Source organism: Amycolatopsis sp. NPDC054798 (assembly GCF_053611505.1).
Genome location: NZ_JBSHAM010000066.1, coordinates 1 through 14,394, shown reverse-complemented (window position 1 = coordinate 14,394; position 14,394 = coordinate 1). Strand labels below are relative to the sequence as shown.

12 protein-coding genes and 1 pseudogene are annotated in these 14,394 nt (G+C 69.9%); 9 read left to right on the top strand and 4 right to left on the bottom strand.

Annotated features, from left to right (window positions below; translation table 11 throughout):
- Positions 1–81 precede the first annotated feature (81 nt).
- Together ACWGIC_RS32055 and ACWGIC_RS32050 are read left to right on the top strand one after the other, a co-directional pair.
- Positions 82–1,992 (top strand): annotated as a pseudogene (locus ACWGIC_RS32055) (primary-amine oxidase); the annotation flags it as partial.
- Positions 1,993–2,006: 14 nt separating this feature from the next.
- Complete coding sequence (locus tag ACWGIC_RS32050) at positions 2,007–2,918, top strand: LysR substrate-binding domain-containing protein (protein WP_452079632.1); 912 nt, start codon at positions 2,007–2,009, stop codon at positions 2,916–2,918.
- Between the two features lie 42 nt (positions 2,919–2,960).
- Here ACWGIC_RS32050 and ACWGIC_RS32045 read toward each other — a convergent pair whose 3' ends face one another.
- Positions 2,961–4,202 carry a flavin-containing monooxygenase gene (locus ACWGIC_RS32045; RefSeq protein ID WP_452079631.1) on the bottom strand — a complete coding sequence of 414 codons (1,242 nt, stop codon included), beginning with the start codon at positions 4,200–4,202 and terminating at the stop codon, positions 2,961–2,963.
- A 226-nt stretch (positions 4,203–4,428) separates the two neighbouring features.
- Between ACWGIC_RS32045 and ACWGIC_RS32040 the strand changes: the two genes are divergently transcribed.
- The 6 genes from ACWGIC_RS32040 (at position 4,429) to ACWGIC_RS32015 (ending at position 11,091) form a co-directional block, all read left to right on the top strand.
- Complete coding sequence (locus ACWGIC_RS32040; RefSeq protein ID WP_037805786.1) at positions 4,429–4,851, top strand: RidA family protein; 423 nt, start codon at positions 4,429–4,431, stop codon at positions 4,849–4,851.
- Entirely contained in the window at positions 4,848–5,525 is a 678-nt protein-coding gene (locus ACWGIC_RS32035; protein WP_452079630.1) for a DUF1028 domain-containing protein, read from the top strand. The genes ACWGIC_RS32040 and ACWGIC_RS32035 overlap by 4 nt, the downstream gene beginning before the upstream one ends.
- On the top strand, positions 5,525–6,649 hold the full coding sequence (locus ACWGIC_RS32030) for a M20 family metallopeptidase (RefSeq protein ID WP_452079629.1): 1,125 nt from the start codon (positions 5,525–5,527) through the stop codon (positions 6,647–6,649). The genes ACWGIC_RS32035 and ACWGIC_RS32030 overlap by 1 nt, the downstream gene beginning before the upstream one ends.
- A gap of 27 nt (positions 6,650–6,676) precedes the next feature.
- Positions 6,677–8,083, top strand: coding sequence for an aspartate ammonia-lyase (locus ACWGIC_RS32025; protein WP_452079628.1), 1,407 nt, complete (start codon positions 6,677–6,679; stop codon positions 8,081–8,083).
- Between the two features lie 154 nt (positions 8,084–8,237).
- Positions 8,238–9,581 (top strand): MFS transporter, encoded by a 1,344-nt coding sequence (locus ACWGIC_RS32020; protein WP_452079627.1) that lies wholly within the window; start codon positions 8,238–8,240, stop codon positions 9,579–9,581.
- Between the two features lie 34 nt (positions 9,582–9,615).
- On the top strand, positions 9,616–11,091 hold the full coding sequence (locus ACWGIC_RS32015) for an APC family permease (RefSeq protein ID WP_452079626.1): 1,476 nt from the start codon (positions 9,616–9,618) through the stop codon (positions 11,089–11,091).
- Between the two features lie 3 nt (positions 11,092–11,094).
- Here the strand turns inward: ACWGIC_RS32015 and ACWGIC_RS32010 are convergent, their stop codons facing one another.
- A complete protein-coding gene (locus ACWGIC_RS32010; protein ID WP_452079625.1) occupies positions 11,095–11,949 on the bottom strand; it encodes an SAM-dependent methyltransferase in 855 nt (284 codons plus the stop codon).
- A gap of 54 nt (positions 11,950–12,003) precedes the next feature.
- The gene (locus ACWGIC_RS32005; RefSeq protein ID WP_452079624.1) at positions 12,004–12,678 is read right to left on the bottom strand and encodes a hypothetical protein; all 675 of its coding nucleotides are present in this window, start codon (positions 12,676–12,678) and stop codon (positions 12,004–12,006) included.
- 143 nt (positions 12,679–12,821) lie between these two features.
- On the opposite strand from ACWGIC_RS32005, the gene pip reads away from it, so the two are divergent.
- Positions 12,822–13,766, top strand: a complete 945-nt coding sequence (gene pip, locus ACWGIC_RS32000; RefSeq protein WP_452079623.1) for a prolyl aminopeptidase — start codon at positions 12,822–12,824, stop codon at positions 13,764–13,766.
- Positions 13,767–13,769: 3 nt separating this feature from the next.
- On the opposite strand, the gene ACWGIC_RS31995 is transcribed toward pip, so the two are convergent.
- Positions 13,770–14,294, bottom strand: coding sequence for a dihydrofolate reductase family protein (locus tag ACWGIC_RS31995; protein ID WP_452079622.1), 525 nt, complete (start codon positions 14,292–14,294; stop codon positions 13,770–13,772).
- Between the last annotated feature and the right edge of the window lie 100 nt (positions 14,295–14,394).

The following is a 14,394-nucleotide window of genomic DNA, read 5'->3' as shown; positions in this document are numbered from 1 at the left end:
CCGGAGAACCGGCCCCGCAAGGGCCTTGCTTCCCGGACCGGCGAGGCTCATTCTTTGCGATAGACCGCAAAGAATGAGGAGACGCGCATGGCCCACCCCCTCTCGCGCCTGACCGAAAACGAGGTCGCCCGCAACCGAGAACTGCTGGTCGAAGCCGGAATCGCAACCGACGCCACCCGGTTCGCGCTCGTCTCCCTGCTCGAACCGGCGAAAGCGGCCGTGCTCGCCTGGCAGCCGGGCGACCCGGTGGACCGCCGCGTCCGTTCGCTGCTGCTGGACCGGCGGACGGGGGCGGTGCGCGAAGCGGTCGTGTCCCTGACCGAGGGCGAGGTCGTGGCCGACCGGGCGGTGGACGTCACGGCCGAAGGGCAGCCGCCGATCCTGCACGAGGAATTCGACCTGGTCGAGAAGATCCTCTGGAACGACGAGGCCTGGAACGCGGCGATGCTCCGGCGCGGCATCGACGAGCCCCGTTCGGTGCGAATTTCCGCGCTGAGCGCCGGATGCTTCGACATCCCCGGCGAAACCGGCCTGCGGCTTGTGCGCTGCCTGGCTTTCCTTCAGCTCAACCAGGACGACAACCTCTGGGCGCACCCGATCGACGGTGTCGTGGCCTACGTCGATCTGATCGCCGGGCGCGTGCACGACCTCGTCGACGAAGGTCCGGCCGACATCCCGCGCACCGCGTACGACTACCACCTCGGCCGTCCGGCCCGGACCACCCAGAAACCCATCGTGATCACCCAGCCCGAGGGTCCGAGCTTCACCGTCGACGGCGACGTCGTCACGTGGGAGAAATGGCAGTTCCGGATCGGCTTCAACGCGGTCGAAGGCCTTACCCTGCACCAGATCGGCTTCCAAGACGGCGAACGGCCGCGTCCGGTCGTCTACCGTGCCTCGGTCGCCGAGATGGTCGTGCCCTACGGCGATCCCAGCCCGGTCCGGTTCTGGCAGAACTACTTCGACGCCGGAGAGTATTCGCTCGGCAAGGAAGCCAACTCGCTGACCCTGGGCTGCGACTGCCTCGGCGAGATCCGCTATTTCGACGCCGTCCTGCACGACGACGACGGCCGTCCGCACACCATCGCGAACGCGATCTGCCTGCACGAGGAAGACGCCGGCGTGCTGTGGAAGCACACCGACCACTACAACGGCAGCGTCTCCACCCGCAGGCAGCGGCGGCTGGTCATCTCGTTCTTCGTCACGGTCGGCAATTACGACTACGGCTTCTACTGGTATCTCTACCTCGACGGCACGATCGAACTCGAGTGCAAGGCCACCGGCATCGTCTTCGCGTCGGCCTATCCGGACGGCGCCGAGGACTACCCGTGGGCCAGCGAAATCGCCCCGGGCGTCGGCGCGCCGTTCCACCAGCACCTGTTCTCCGCGCGGCTGGACATGATGGTCGACGGCGTCGCCAACGCCGTCGACGAGATCGACGTGCAGCGGGTCCCGATCGGTCCCGGCAACCCGCACGGCAACGCCTTCACCCGCAAGATCACCCGGCTGGCCAAGGAATCCGAAGCGGCCCGGCTCGCCGACGGCAACCTCGGCCGCACCTGGCGGATCAGCAACCCCGGGTCCCGCAACGCGCTTGGGAAACCGGTCGGCTACACCCTCCACCCGGAGGGCCAGCCGCCGTTGCTCGCCGACGACGCGTCGTCCATCGCCCGCCGCGCCGCCTTCACCCGCAAGCACCTGTGGGTCACCGCGTACTCCGAGGACGAGCGCTTCCCGGCGGGCGAGTATGTCAACCAGAACGACGGCAAGACCGGCATCGACACCTGGATCCAAGCCGACCGCGGCCTCGACGGCGCCGACCTCGTCGTGTGGCACACCTTCGGCCTCACGCACTACCCGCGCACCGAGGACTGGCCGATCATGCCCGTCGACCGCACCGGGTTCACGCTCAAGCCCAGCGGATTCTTCGACGCCAACCCGGCGCTGGACACGCCCGCGCCGAAACCGCAGCGTCCCGATTGCTGCCGCTGAGGCAGGATGTCGGCATGAGCGAGCCTTCCTTCACCCTCGTGCAGCTGCGCTACTTCGAGGCGGCGGCGCGGCACCTGAGCATGACGGCCGCGTCGAAGGAACTGATGGTGTCGCAGTCGGCGGTGTCGACGGCGATCGCGCAGCTGGAGAAGGAAATGGGCGTGCAGTTCCTGCTGCGCCACCACGCCCGCGGGCTCAGCCTGACCACCGCGGGCGAGGAGTTCTACAAGCGGGTGCTGGATTTCCTGGCGCACGGCGCGGAACTGGTCGAGACCGCGCGGCAGTCCGGCACCGAGCTGGTCGGCACGCTCACCGTCGGCTGCTTCACCACGCTCGCGCCGTTCCGTCTGCCCGGCTTGCTGGCCGAGTTCGAGGCCCGGCATCCGCGCGTCCACGTGTCCCTGCGCGAGGGCGAGCACAAGGCGCTCAAGGCTGCTTTGCGAGCGGGCGAAACCGAACTGGCGATGCTGTACGGCTACGACCTCGACGACGACATCGACCGCGAGGTGGTCGGCACCGCCGCTCCGTACGCGCTCGTGTCCGAGGACCACCGGCTCGCCCGCCGGAAAAGCCGCAAGGTGTCGTTGCAGGAGCTGGCCGAGGAGCCGATGGTGCTGCTCGATCTGCCGCACAGCCGGGAGTATCTGCAGTCGATCCTCAGCGACGCTGGGGTGGCGCCGCGAATCCGGCACCGGACCAGCGGGTACGAGACGGTGCGGGCGCTGGTGGCTTCCGGGCACGGGTTCGCGCTGCTGAACCAGCGCCCGCCTGCTGACACGACTTATGCGGGGGCCAGCGTTGTGCCCCTTGCGTTGACGGACGAGGTTCCGTCGCTGGAGATCGTGCTCGCCGCGATGCGCGGGGTCCGGCTTACCCGGCGGGCACAGGAGTTCCGGGAGCTGTGCCGCGCGATGTATTCCTCGTGAGTGTTTATGCCGGCTCTAACCGGCATAAACACTCACGAGACTTCAGTAGCTCTGGTACCCGCGCTGAATCGCCACGTGATCCGCCACGAACTTCGCGTCGTGCCACACCCCCCAGATAAAGCTGGACCCGCGCCGCGCCAGCCACGGCAGTCCGATGAAGTACACCCCCGGCTCCACAGACACCCCGCGACGGTGTTTCGGCCGTCCGTTCTCGTCGAAGGCGTCGACCTGCAGCCAGCTGTAGTCGACCGCGAACCCGGTCGCCCAGACGATCGAGGTCACTCCGGCCTCGGCCAGATCCAGCTCCAGCACCGGATCGGTGACGCACGCCGGGTCCGGGCCCAGGTCGCGGGCGGACGGTTCCTCCGGCAGGTCGAGCCCGTTGCGCGCCACGTAGGCGTCGGCTTCGTCCAGCAGCGCAAGGTAATTCTCGTCGCCCGCGGCGATGTTCTTCGCCAGGTCCGTCGCGAAGCTGAGCTTGCCGTCCGCGTACGCGCCGGTCATGCCGACGAGCGTGATGCCGAGCCCGGCCAGCTCCCGGAAGTCGACCGTGCGCCCGCCGCGCGCGCCGCTGACCGCGATGGTCACGTGTTCGGCGCCGGCGGGGGGCGTCTCGGCGTCCCACTTGCCCAGAACGCCGAGCCACCAGCAGAAGTCGCGGTCGCGGTAGCTGCGCGGCGGACGGTCGTGCGGCCCGACCGACAGGTACACCTCGCGTCCGGCGCGGCGCAGTTCCTCGGCGATCTGGACGCCCGACGAACCCGCGCCGACCACCAGCACCGCGCCTTCGGGCAGCTGCTCCGGATTCCGGTAGCCGCTGGAATGCAGCTGCACCGGCCCGGCGTCGGCGGGCACGATCGGCGGGATCACCGGCCGCTGGAACGGGCCCGTCGCGGCGATGACGAACCGGGCGTCGATGGCGCCTTCCGACGTCTCGACCTGGAAGCCGGGCCTGCCCTCGTGCCGCCGCACGGACGTAACCTCGACCCCGGTGCGGACCGGGGCGGCGATTTTTTCCGCGTACGCCTCGAAATAATCGGCGACCTGGTCCTTCGACGCGAATTCGCCCGGGGCCAGGCCGGGGAACTCCAGCCCCGGGAACCGGTCGTGCCACGCCGGGCCGTTCGCGACCAGCGAGTCCCACCGCTCCGTGCGCCACCGTTCGGCGATCCGGTTCCGTTCCAGGACGAGGTGCGGCACGCCGCATTCGCTCAGGTGCTCGCTCATCGCCAGGCCGGCCTGACCCCCGCCCACGACGAGGGCCTCCACCTGTTCGCTCGACATCCAGACCTCCGCTCCGGCTCCAGCGCGGTTCAGCGCCGTCTCCCCGGATCCTCACGGCCCCGCACTGCCCGTGTCCAACAGATGTTTCCGGCACTCAAGATCTGTTTTTGCGATGCAGAGTGCATCGCAAAAACAGATGCATTGCTCCGGAAAGATCTACTGGACAGAACCTCGGAAGCGCGGTCAGGCTGAGGCGTCCGACGACCGCCGCAGGGAAGGCCACGCAGTGACTGTCCACCGTCGCATCCGCCCGTTCAACACGCGGGACACCTACCCGGAGCAGAACCTCGACAACGACCTCTGCCAGGCCGTCGTCGCCAACGGCACGGTCTACGTCCGCGGCCAGATCGGGCAGGACCTCGACACGAGCGAATCGGTCGGGATCGGCGACGTCGCCGCGCAGGCCGAGCAGGCGATGGCGAACATCAAGATGCTGCTCGAAGAAGCGGGCAGCCGGATGGAGCACCTGGTCAAGCTCACGATCTACCTGGTCGACCCGCGCTATCGCGAGGCCGTCTACCGCACGGTGGGGCGCTGGACCAAGGGCGTGCACCCGATTTCGACCGGCGTGGTCGTGTCCGCGCTCGCCCGGCCGGAATGGCTGTGCGAGATCGACGCCATCGCGGTGATCCCGGAGGAGGAGAAGTGACCTTTTCGATCGTCGCCCGCGACATTTCCGGCGGGACCGTCCGGTTCGGCATCGCGGCCAGTTCGTCCAGTCCGGCGGTCGTCGCCCGCGTCGCGCACCTGCGTCCGGGCCTCGGTGCGGCGGCCTCGCAGAACATCACCGACCCGCGGCTCGGCGGACGGCTGCTGGACCGGCTCGCCGAACACGGGGATCCGGAAAAGGCGCTCGCCGAAGTCACGTCGGCGGCAGAGCACATCGAGTACCGGCAGCTGACCGTGCTCGGCCGCACCGGGCCCGGTTTCGCTTACAGCGGCTCGAAAACCCTCGGCACCCACGCGTCGGCGACGGCGGACGGCGTGGTCGTGGCGGGCAACATGCTGGCGGGCGAGCACATCCCCCAGTCCATGGTGGACGCTTTCACCAGCACGGCCGGCGAGCTGGAACAGCGGCTCGTCGCGGCGATGCGGGCCGGGCTCGCGGCCGGCGGCGAGGAGGGCCCGGTGCGGTCCGCCGGGCTCGTCGCGGTGTCCACAGCGGACTGGCCGGTCACCGATCTGCGCGTGGACTGGGCCGACGAGCCGATCGAGCAGCTGGCCGAACTCCTCGACGTCTGGCTCCCCCAGCGCGACGACTACGTCACCCGCGGCCTGAACCCGGCCGCCGCGCCGTCTTACGGCGTGCCGGGAGACGAGTGATGGCCGCCGGCAAAGCGGCCGCCCGCGCCGCGGTCGAAAAGCACGCCGACGAGCTGATCCAGCTGTCCGAGCGGCTGCACGCCGACCCGGAAACCGCGTGGGAGGAACATCGCGCGGCGGCCGCGGTGCCGGAACTGCTCGACCGCGGCGGATTCGCCGTCACGGCGAAGTACCTCGGCCTGGACACCGCGTTCCATGCCAGCTTCGGCTCCGGGCCCACCCGGATCGCGCTGTGCGCCGAGTACGACGCGCTGCCCGGCCTCGGCCACGCCTGCGGGCACAACCTGATCGCGGCCAGCTCCGTCGGCGCGGCGTTGGGACTAGCCGCGGTCGCCGACGACCTCGGCATCACTGTCGAGGTCTACGGCACCCCGGCCGAGGAGGGCGGCGGCGGGAAGATCGAACTGCTGGAACGCGGCGCTTTCGCGGGCGTGGACCTCGCGATGATGGCGCATCCGGCACCGGTGGACGTCGCCGAAGCGCGTCCGTTCGCCGTCAGCCACTCGAAAATCTCGTACACCGGCAAGTCCGCGCACGCCGCCGCTTACCCGGAGGCCGGGGTCAACGCCGCCGACGCGTTCACCGTCGCCCAGGTCGCGATCGGCCTTCTGCGGCAGCAACTTCCGGCGTCGGCGCGGGTGCACGGCATCGTCACGCAGGCCGGGGACGCTCCCAACGCGATCCCCGAGCACGCGTCCGGCCGGTGGTACGTGCGGGCCGAGACGCTGGCGGAACTGTCCGAACTGGAGCCGCGCGTCCTGCGGGCGTTCGAGGCCGGGGCGCTGGCCACGGGCTGCGAGCTGAGTGTCGAACCGGAAAGCAAGCCGTACGCCGAATTCCGCGCCGACGAAACAGCTTTGGCCGCCTACCGCGCCAACGCCCTCGAACTCGGCCGCGAGTTCGCACCGGACGGCACCGCGTCCCGGATGAACCGCGCGTCCACCGACATGGGCAACGTCTCGCAGGTCGTGCCCGCGATCCATCCCTACATCGGGATCGGGTCGCTGCCCGCGATCAACCACCAGCGCGAGTTCGCCGCGCACTGCGTCGGCGGCACCGCGGAGCGGGCCCTGCTCGACGGCGCGATCGCGCTCGCGTGGACCGGCGTCGACCGCGCCTCCTGAAAACCGCCCCCTCCGGGAAGGACACCGATGTCCCACACCCGCTCCGAGCACGACATGCTCGGCGAGATCAGCGTGCCCGGCCACGTCTACTACGGCGCGCACACCGCCCGCGCGTTGGTCAACTTCCCGATCACGCGGGAAACCCTCGCTGACCGGCCGCATCTGGTCACCGCGCTGGCCGCGGTCAAGGAAGCCGCCGCGCGTGCCAACGCCGAGGTCGGCGCCCTCGCCCCCGAACGGGCCGCTGCCATCGTCCAGGCCTGTGCCGAGATCCGCGACGGCCGCCTGCACGACCAGTTCGTCGTCGACCTCATCCAGGGCGGCGCCGGGACCTCGACGAACATGAACGCCAACGAGGTCATCGCCAACCGCGCCCTGGAACTGCTCGGCCACGCCCACGGCGAGTACTCGCACCTGCACCCGCTCGACCACGTCAATCTCGGGCAGAGCACCAACGACGTTTACCCCACCGCGGTCAAACTCGCGCTCGACCGGCATCTCGCCGAACTCCTCGCCGCGCTCGCCGGGCTGCGGGAAGCGTTCGCGGACAAGGCAGTCGAGTTCGCCGACATCCTCAAGATGGGCCGCACCCAGCTGCAGGACGCCGTCCCGATGACACTCGGCCAGGAGTTCGGCGCGTTCGCCGCCACGCTCGGCGAGGACGAACAACGGCTCGCCGAAGCCCGGCTGCTGCTGCACGAACTGAACCTCGGCGGCACGGCGATCGGCACCGGGCTCAACGCGCGCCCCGGGTACCGGGAGAGAGCTGTCGCGCACCTGCGCGAGCTGACCGGGATCACGACGCTCGTCTCCGCGCCCGACCTGATCGAAGCGACTCAGGACGTCGGTGTGTTCGTTCAGCTGTCCGGCGTGCTGAAACGCGTGGCGGTCAAATTGTCCAAGATCTGCAACGATCTCCGGCTGCTTTCGTCCGGGCCGCAGGCCGGGTTCGGCGAGATCGGGCTGCCCGCGCGGCAGGCCGGGTCGTCGATCATGCCGGGCAAGGTCAACCCGGTCATCCCGGAGGCGGTCAACCAGATCGCCTTCGAGGTCATCGGCCACGACGTCACGATCACACTCGCCGCCGAGGGCGGGCAATTGCAGCTCAACGCCTTCGAACCGATCATCGCTCGCGCGTTGACCGCCGGTCTCGACCACCTCGCCGCCGGCGCCCGCGTACTCGCCGAACAGTGCGTACGCGGCATCACCGCACGCAGAGAACACCTCGCCGGCCTCGTCGCCACCTCGACCGGGCTGGTCACTGCGTTGAGTCCCGCGCTTGGGTACGAAACCGCGTGCAGGCTTGCCCTGGAAGCCCACGAAACCGGCCGCCCGGCGCTGGAACTGGTGCGGGAACGACAACTGCTGACCGACGCCCAGGTCGGCGCGCTGACCACCCCGCGAGCACTCACCGGCGGACCGTCCCGCCCGTGAACGCTGTGTTTCACCGCCGTCAGCCCCTCGTGTCGGCGCAGCTCAGCGCCTCTGCATAACCCCAGCAGATGCATTGCTTTGCTTATTACTGCTTGTTAGATGCCGTGGGCCGCTCTTAGCGTCCTCCCGGAGAACCGGTCCAAGGAGGCCATTCATGACCGCACCCGACGCCGCCCCGGCGGCCGACCTCGCCGGCCAGAGCGCCGATCCCGCCATGCTGCGCCGCAGCGTCGCCGCCGGTGCGGTCGGCGTCTTCGTGCACTGGTTCGACTGGGCCGCCTACGCCTACCTGGCGAGCACCATCGCGTCCGTGTTCTTCCCGGCGGGGAACTCCACCGCCGGGCTGCTCGCGGTGTTCGGCGTCTTCGCGGTGTCGTTCGGGATCCGGCCGATCGGCGCGCTGATCTTCGGGCCGCTGGGCGACCGGATCGGCCGCAAGCGCACGCTGTCGGTGGTCATCTTCGCGATGTCCGGCGCGACGCTCGTGATCGGCCTGCTGCCCGGTTACTCCACGATCGGCATCGCGGCCCCGATCCTGCTGGTGCTGCTGCGCTTGGTGCAGGGCCTCGCCGCGGGCGGCGAATTCGGCAGCGCGGCGAGCTTCCTCGCCGAGTACGCGCCGCGCCGGCGCCGCGGATTCGGCGTCAGCTGGCTGGAAGTCGGTTCGCTGCTGGGCTTCCTCGCCGGCTCGTTCGTGTTCCTGCTGCTGTCGATCGGCCTGACGAACGCGCAGCTGGCGTCGTGGGGCTGGCGCGTGCCGTTCCTGATCGCCGCCCCGCTCGGCATCATCGGGTTCGTCATCCGAAGCAAGATCGAAGACACCCCGGAGTACCGCGCCCTCGAAGCGACCGACAACGTGCCGCGCAGCCCGGTCCGGGAACTGTTCCGCAACAACAAGAAGCAGCTGCTTCAGGCGGCCGGCCTGATGACCATGATGCACGTGCCGTTCTACGCCGTCCTCACTTATCTGGTCACCTACGAGACCGACTACCTCGGCCACTCGTCCGGCAGCGCGGCCGCACTGTCCACGGTGATCTCGCTCGTCGGGCTGGTCCTCGTGCCCTTCTTCGGCCACCTTTCCGACCGCATCGGCAGGCGGCCGGTCCTGATCGGCGCGGGCGTCGCGCTGTTCGTCCTCGCCACTCCGGCGTACCTGCTGATGCGCACCGGCCTCGTCGGCACCTGGATCGGCGGGCTCGCGCTCGGCGCCGTCCTGGCGGCGATTCTCGGCACCTACGCGGTGTGGTCCTCGGAGGTCTTCCCGACCCGCACCCGCCAAAGCGGACTCTCGATCGCGTACAACATCACCGCCGCGCTGTTCGCCGGGACCGTGCCTTACCTGATGACCGTCCTCATTTCGGCTACCGGCAGCACTCTCGTGCCCGGGCCGTACCTGATGGTCGCGGCCGCCGTCGGCCTCGTCGCAGCTTTCTCGATGCGCGAGACCGCCGGAACCCCGTTGCTGCACAAGGAAGACCTGGAGAACACCGAAGCCTGACTCCTCCCCCTCGATTCACCAAAGGCGGTGAAGCGTGTCCGAACCTCACTTCGTCAACAGCGAATCCGGGAACCTGCGCCGGAATCTGCGCCGGATCGACTCGATCTTCCTCGCGGTCGCGGCCATCATCTCGGTGGACACGATCGGGCAGATCGCGACCTCGGGGGCGGAGGCGGTGACCTGGACCGCCGTGCTCCTGGTGCTGTTCCTGTTCCCGTACGGGCTGGTCATGGCCGAACTGGGCAGCGCCTTCCCGGCGGAAGGCGGCCCGTTCGTCTGGCTGCGGCTCGCCTTCGGGAAGCTGCCCGCCGCGCTCGGCACGCTGCTGTACTGGATCACCAACCCGGTGTGGCTCGGCGGATCGATCACCTTCCTCGCCGCGGCGACCTGGCAGCAGTACCTCGTCCCGGCCGCGCCCGGCGGGTTCGCCGACTACGCGTTCAAGCTCGTCTTCATCTGGCTGGCGATCCTCGGCGCGGTAGTGAGCCTGCGATACGGCAAGTGGTTCATCGCCGCCGGGGCGCTGCTGAAGGTGGGGCTGGTGGTGCTTTTCGCCGTCACCGCCGCGATCTACGCGGCGCGCAACGGAGTGCACGGCTCGCTTGCGTTTTCCCCGACGATCGGTGGCTTCCTCGCCGTAGTACCGGTTTTGATGTTCGCCCTCGTCGGATTCGAGGCGCCCAACGGCGCCGCCGAGGAAATGCACAACCCCCGCCGGGACGTCCCGGTCACGGTCGGCGTCTCCGGCCTGGTATCGGCTTTGTGCTATCTGATCCCGGTTTTCGGCATCGTGCTGGTGATGCCGCCGGACAAGATCAACGGGCTCGGCGGCTTCCTCGACGCGGTACGCCAGGTGTTCTCCGTCTACGGCGACGCGTCGGGGACGATGCTGACGCTCACTGCTGTCGTGTTCGTCTTCGTCCTGCTGAACCAGGGCTGCTCGTGGATGATCGCCTCGGACCGCATCCAGGCGATGGCCGCGGTCGACGGAGCGTTCCCGCGCTGGTTCGGCGCGTTCCATCCGAAGCTGAACACTCCGTTGCGGGTCAACCTGCTCTCCGGCGTGGTCGCGACCGCGTTCACCGTGGCGGCGACGATCGTGCAGAGCAGTTCGGCCTCGGCGGTGTTCGCTGTCGTGCTCAACATCGCGGTGAGCACGCTGCTGCTGTCGTACCTGCTGATCTTCCCGACGATTTTGGTGCTGCGGCGCAAGTACCCCGCTGCCGAACGTCCGTTCCGGGTGCCGGGCGGGAAGGTCGGGCTGTGGGTCAGTTCGGTGCTGATCTACGCGTGGATCCTGCTCGGCGCTTGGCAGACGGTGGCGCCCGGGGTGCTGGACCGGGCACTCGGGGTGCCGTACGACTTCGAAGCGACGTGGGGCGTCTCGCGGCTGACCTTCGAGCTGTTCACCGCCGGGACGCTGGCGGTGCTGATCGGGTTCGGGTTCGTCGGGTATCTCGTCGCCCGCAGGCAGCCCGTGCCGGTCACGGACGCACCGCAACCGGCGTAGCGATCAGACCTTCCGCCCCACCACGCCCGCGACGCACCGGGCCGCGTCGCTCAGCGGTTTCAGCCGCGGCCCGTCCTGCCACCACTCGTCGGCGACCGACAGCCCTGGGCCGTCCGTACGGCTCGGCGGGAGCAGTTCCAGCCCGGGCAGCATCGCCTCGATCTCCGCGCGCGTGCGGAACCGGCCCGCGCCCAGCGGTCCGGACACGAGGATGTCCTCGATCCGTTTGGCGACCGCCGTCAGCTCCGGGACCTCCGGGTCGTAGAAATGCGCCAGCGCGACGTACGAACCCGGCGCGAGGGCGTCGATGTACTCGCGCATCACCTCGACCGCGCCGTCGCCCTCGTAGTGGTGCATCGTGCCGATGTGCAGCAGCGCCACCGGCTCCGAGAAGTCGAGGTACTGCCGCACCGTTTCGTTCCGCAGCACGGCCTTCGGCTCGAAGATGTCGGCCTCGACCATGTGCGTGAAGTCGTTGTCCTCCAGCAGCGCGCGTCCGTGCGCGAGCACCACCGGGTCGTTGTCGACGTACACCACATGCGCGTCGCGGTGGTAGCGCTGCACGATCTGGTGGGTGTTCTCCGCGGTCGGCAGCCCGGAACCGCAGTCGAGGAACTGCCGGATGTCGGTCTGGCTCGCCAGCATCCGCAGCACGCGGTTGTGGAAGCCGCGGTTGCCGCGGGCGATGTGCACCGCCTCGGGGACCGCCGCGCTGATCTTCTCCATCACCGCGCGGTCGACCTCGTAGTGGTGGCTCCCGCCGAGGAACCCGTCGTAGATCCGCGCGATGCTCGGGCGGTTCGGGTCCACCCCGACCGGCACTTGGCTGGGCGACAACGGGGACGACGAGCCGGTCATGGACACCTCGCGGAGCAGTCGGTCGGCAGTGACCTACTCAGAGTAGTACTTCGCTCAGCCGTGCCAGCGGCGCGGCTGCTGGCTGCCGTCGTCGCCCCAGTGCTCCATGTACGAGCTGACCGCCGAGCGGAAGGCGTCTTCCAGGGAATCGTGCGACTGGTTTCCGCTGTCCTGCTGCGGTTTCTGCGGCGTCTCGGTGCGCTGCGGCGGAGCGGTGGTTTCCGGGCGGCTGCTGGCCCGGACCACCGTGTCGCGCACCTGGCCGCTGGCCGGGGCCGGGGACGCGCTGAGCGTGCTCACCGCGGGCGGCGCCGACGACGAGGTGCGGACCGGAGCGGGCGGCGGCTGCACGGGCTGAGGGTCCGTCCCGCCGGACGCCGACGGCCACAACGCCCACGAGCCCAGCCCCGCGCACACCACGACGGCCGCACCGGCGAAGAGGCCGTATCGCGGCGTCTTTCGCTGGGTCGGCGGCGCGGTCTGCGCGGGCGGCTCCGGCGGATCCGCGACGGGCGCCGGGCCGCGCTTGGCGAGCTGTTCGGCCGCCGAGCCGCTCGAAACGTCGAGGACCCCGCCGAACGCCGAGGCCGTGTCGTCGCCGCTGTCGGCCCGGCGGCGCACGAGCGGCGGGGGTTCGCTGCCGTCGATCCGGGGCATCGGCGCGGTCTCGGACAGCCGCACCAGGTTCGCGACCGACTCGAGGTCGCTGCCGGATTCCGGGTTCCCCATCCAGACCTCCACCCCGCCGGGGCCGCGCGTCCGCGGCGCTTCCGGCGCCGCAGATCCTAGGGACCCCCGGTCCGCGCTGTAAACCCGCCTCGAGCGTGATCCAGTACGCTCGGCAGGTTTCCGCTACGGGGAGGAGGCCCGCGATGCGGCCGTTTCCGGTCGAAACCGACGCTTCCGGCATGCTCGACGCCGGCGACGGACAGCAGATCTACTGGGACGCCAGCGGCGCCGGCATCCCGGTGCTGTGCGTGCACGGCGGCCCCGGCGGAGGCGGCACCGCCTTCGGCCGCACCGGGTTCGACCCGGCGAAGTTCCGCGTCGTGGCGTTCGACCAGCGCGGCTGCGGACGGAGCACGCCGAACGTCGCGGACCCGGCGGTGAGCCTGGAGCATCACACCACCGAGCACCTGATCGCCGACATGGAGAAGCTTCGCGTCCACCTCGGCGTCGAAAAATGGCTGCTCTACGGCGGTTCCTGGGGCGCCACGCTCGCGCTGGCCTACGCGCAGCGGCATCCGGACCGGGTCAGCGGCGTCCTGCTGGTCGCCGCCTTCACCTCGTCGCCGGACGAGATCGACTGGCTCTACCGCGGCGTCCGGCGGCTGCTGCCCGCGCAATGGGAAGCGTTCCGCGCAGGCGCGCCCGACCCGGACGGCGACCTCCTCGCCGGGTACTCCCAGCTGCTCGCGAGCCCGGACCGCGCCGTCCAGGTGAAGGCCGCGCGGGACTGGTGCGCGTGGGAGGACGCGGTGATCTCGCACGAATGGGTCGGCGGCCGCACCGGCCAGTTCAGCGAGGGCACGGACGACGAGCTGATCACCCTCGCCCGCCTCTGCGCGCACTACTACGGCCACCACGCCTGGCTCGAGGACGACCAGCTGCTGCGCGACATCGGCCTGCTGCACGGCATCCCGGCGGTGCTGATCCACGGGCGCGCCGACCTGAGCGCTCCGCTGCGGAAAGCGTGGCAGCTCGCCCAGGCCTGGCCGGACGCCGAACTGGTCGTGATCGACGACGCCGGACACACCGGAAGCCCGTCGATGAGGACTGCGGTGCTGGAAGCCGTCAAGCGGTTCGAGGATCTCTGACGGTCAGCGCAGCACGCGGTATCGGAGATTTGCCCCTTGCTGAGCAAGCAATTCCAGCCGCACCGGCGGGCCCGGCCGCTCGAACAGCCGCACACCGCCGCCCAGCAGCACCGGCATCACCACGACCGCCACCTCGTCCAGCAAACCGGCGTCCACGCAGGCCCGACCGACCGAAGCGCCCAGCACGTTCACCGTCTTCTCCCCCGCCGCGGCCTGAGCCGTCGCGACGCCCTCCTCCAAAGACGAGCAAAACGTCACGCCGGGCACGGCTGGAGCGTCCCGCCGGGTCAGGACCACCTGCGGGCCGTCCCATCCGCCGCCGAACGCTTTGCCCTCTCCTTCGGTGCCGCGATACGGGTCGTCGCCGGAGAAGGTCCGGCGGCCGACCAGCAGCGCTCCGACCTCCGCGGCCAGTTCGTCCGCGGCAGGATTCGGCCCGGTGTACGGCGCGAGCCATCCCATGTCCCCGCCCGGCCCGGCGATGAACCCGTCCAGCGACATCGCGGCGGAATACAGCAGCTTTCCCATGGCGGTCCCTAAGGTCGATGTTGTTCGGGGCGGGTGCCCTGGATGCCCAGGGCGATGGGGTGTGGCTGATGGCGTGTCTGCCGCAAGGTGGCTCGAAGGG

What these genes read in the sequence shown, in the direction of transcription:
- ACWGIC_RS31995 (WP_452079622.1), bottom strand. Translation starts at nt 14,294, where the DNA reads ATGGGAAAGCTGCTGTATTCCGCCGCGATGTCGCTGGACGGGTTCATC.
- ACWGIC_RS32010 (WP_452079625.1), bottom strand. Translation starts at nt 11,949, where the DNA reads ATGACCGGCTCGTCGTCCCCGTTGTCGCCCAGCCAAGTGCCGGTCGGG.
- ACWGIC_RS32030 (WP_452079629.1), top strand. Translation starts at nt 5,525, where the DNA reads ATGGCCGCCGGCAAAGCGGCCGCCCGCGCCGCGGTCGAAAAGCACGCC.
- ACWGIC_RS32045 (WP_452079631.1), bottom strand. Translation starts at nt 4,202, where the DNA reads ATGTCGAGCGAACAGGTGGAGGCCCTCGTCGTGGGCGGGGGTCAGGCC.
- ACWGIC_RS32025 (WP_452079628.1), top strand. Translation starts at nt 6,677, where the DNA reads ATGTCCCACACCCGCTCCGAGCACGACATGCTCGGCGAGATCAGCGTG.
- ACWGIC_RS32005 (WP_452079624.1), bottom strand. Translation starts at nt 12,678, where the DNA reads ATGGGGAACCCGGAATCCGGCAGCGACCTCGAGTCGGTCGCGAACCTG.
- pip (WP_452079623.1), top strand. Translation starts at nt 12,822, where the DNA reads ATGCGGCCGTTTCCGGTCGAAACCGACGCTTCCGGCATGCTCGACGCC.
- ACWGIC_RS32020 (WP_452079627.1), top strand. Translation starts at nt 8,238, where the DNA reads ATGACCGCACCCGACGCCGCCCCGGCGGCCGACCTCGCCGGCCAGAGC.
- ACWGIC_RS32050 (WP_452079632.1), top strand. Translation starts at nt 2,007, where the DNA reads ATGAGCGAGCCTTCCTTCACCCTCGTGCAGCTGCGCTACTTCGAGGCG.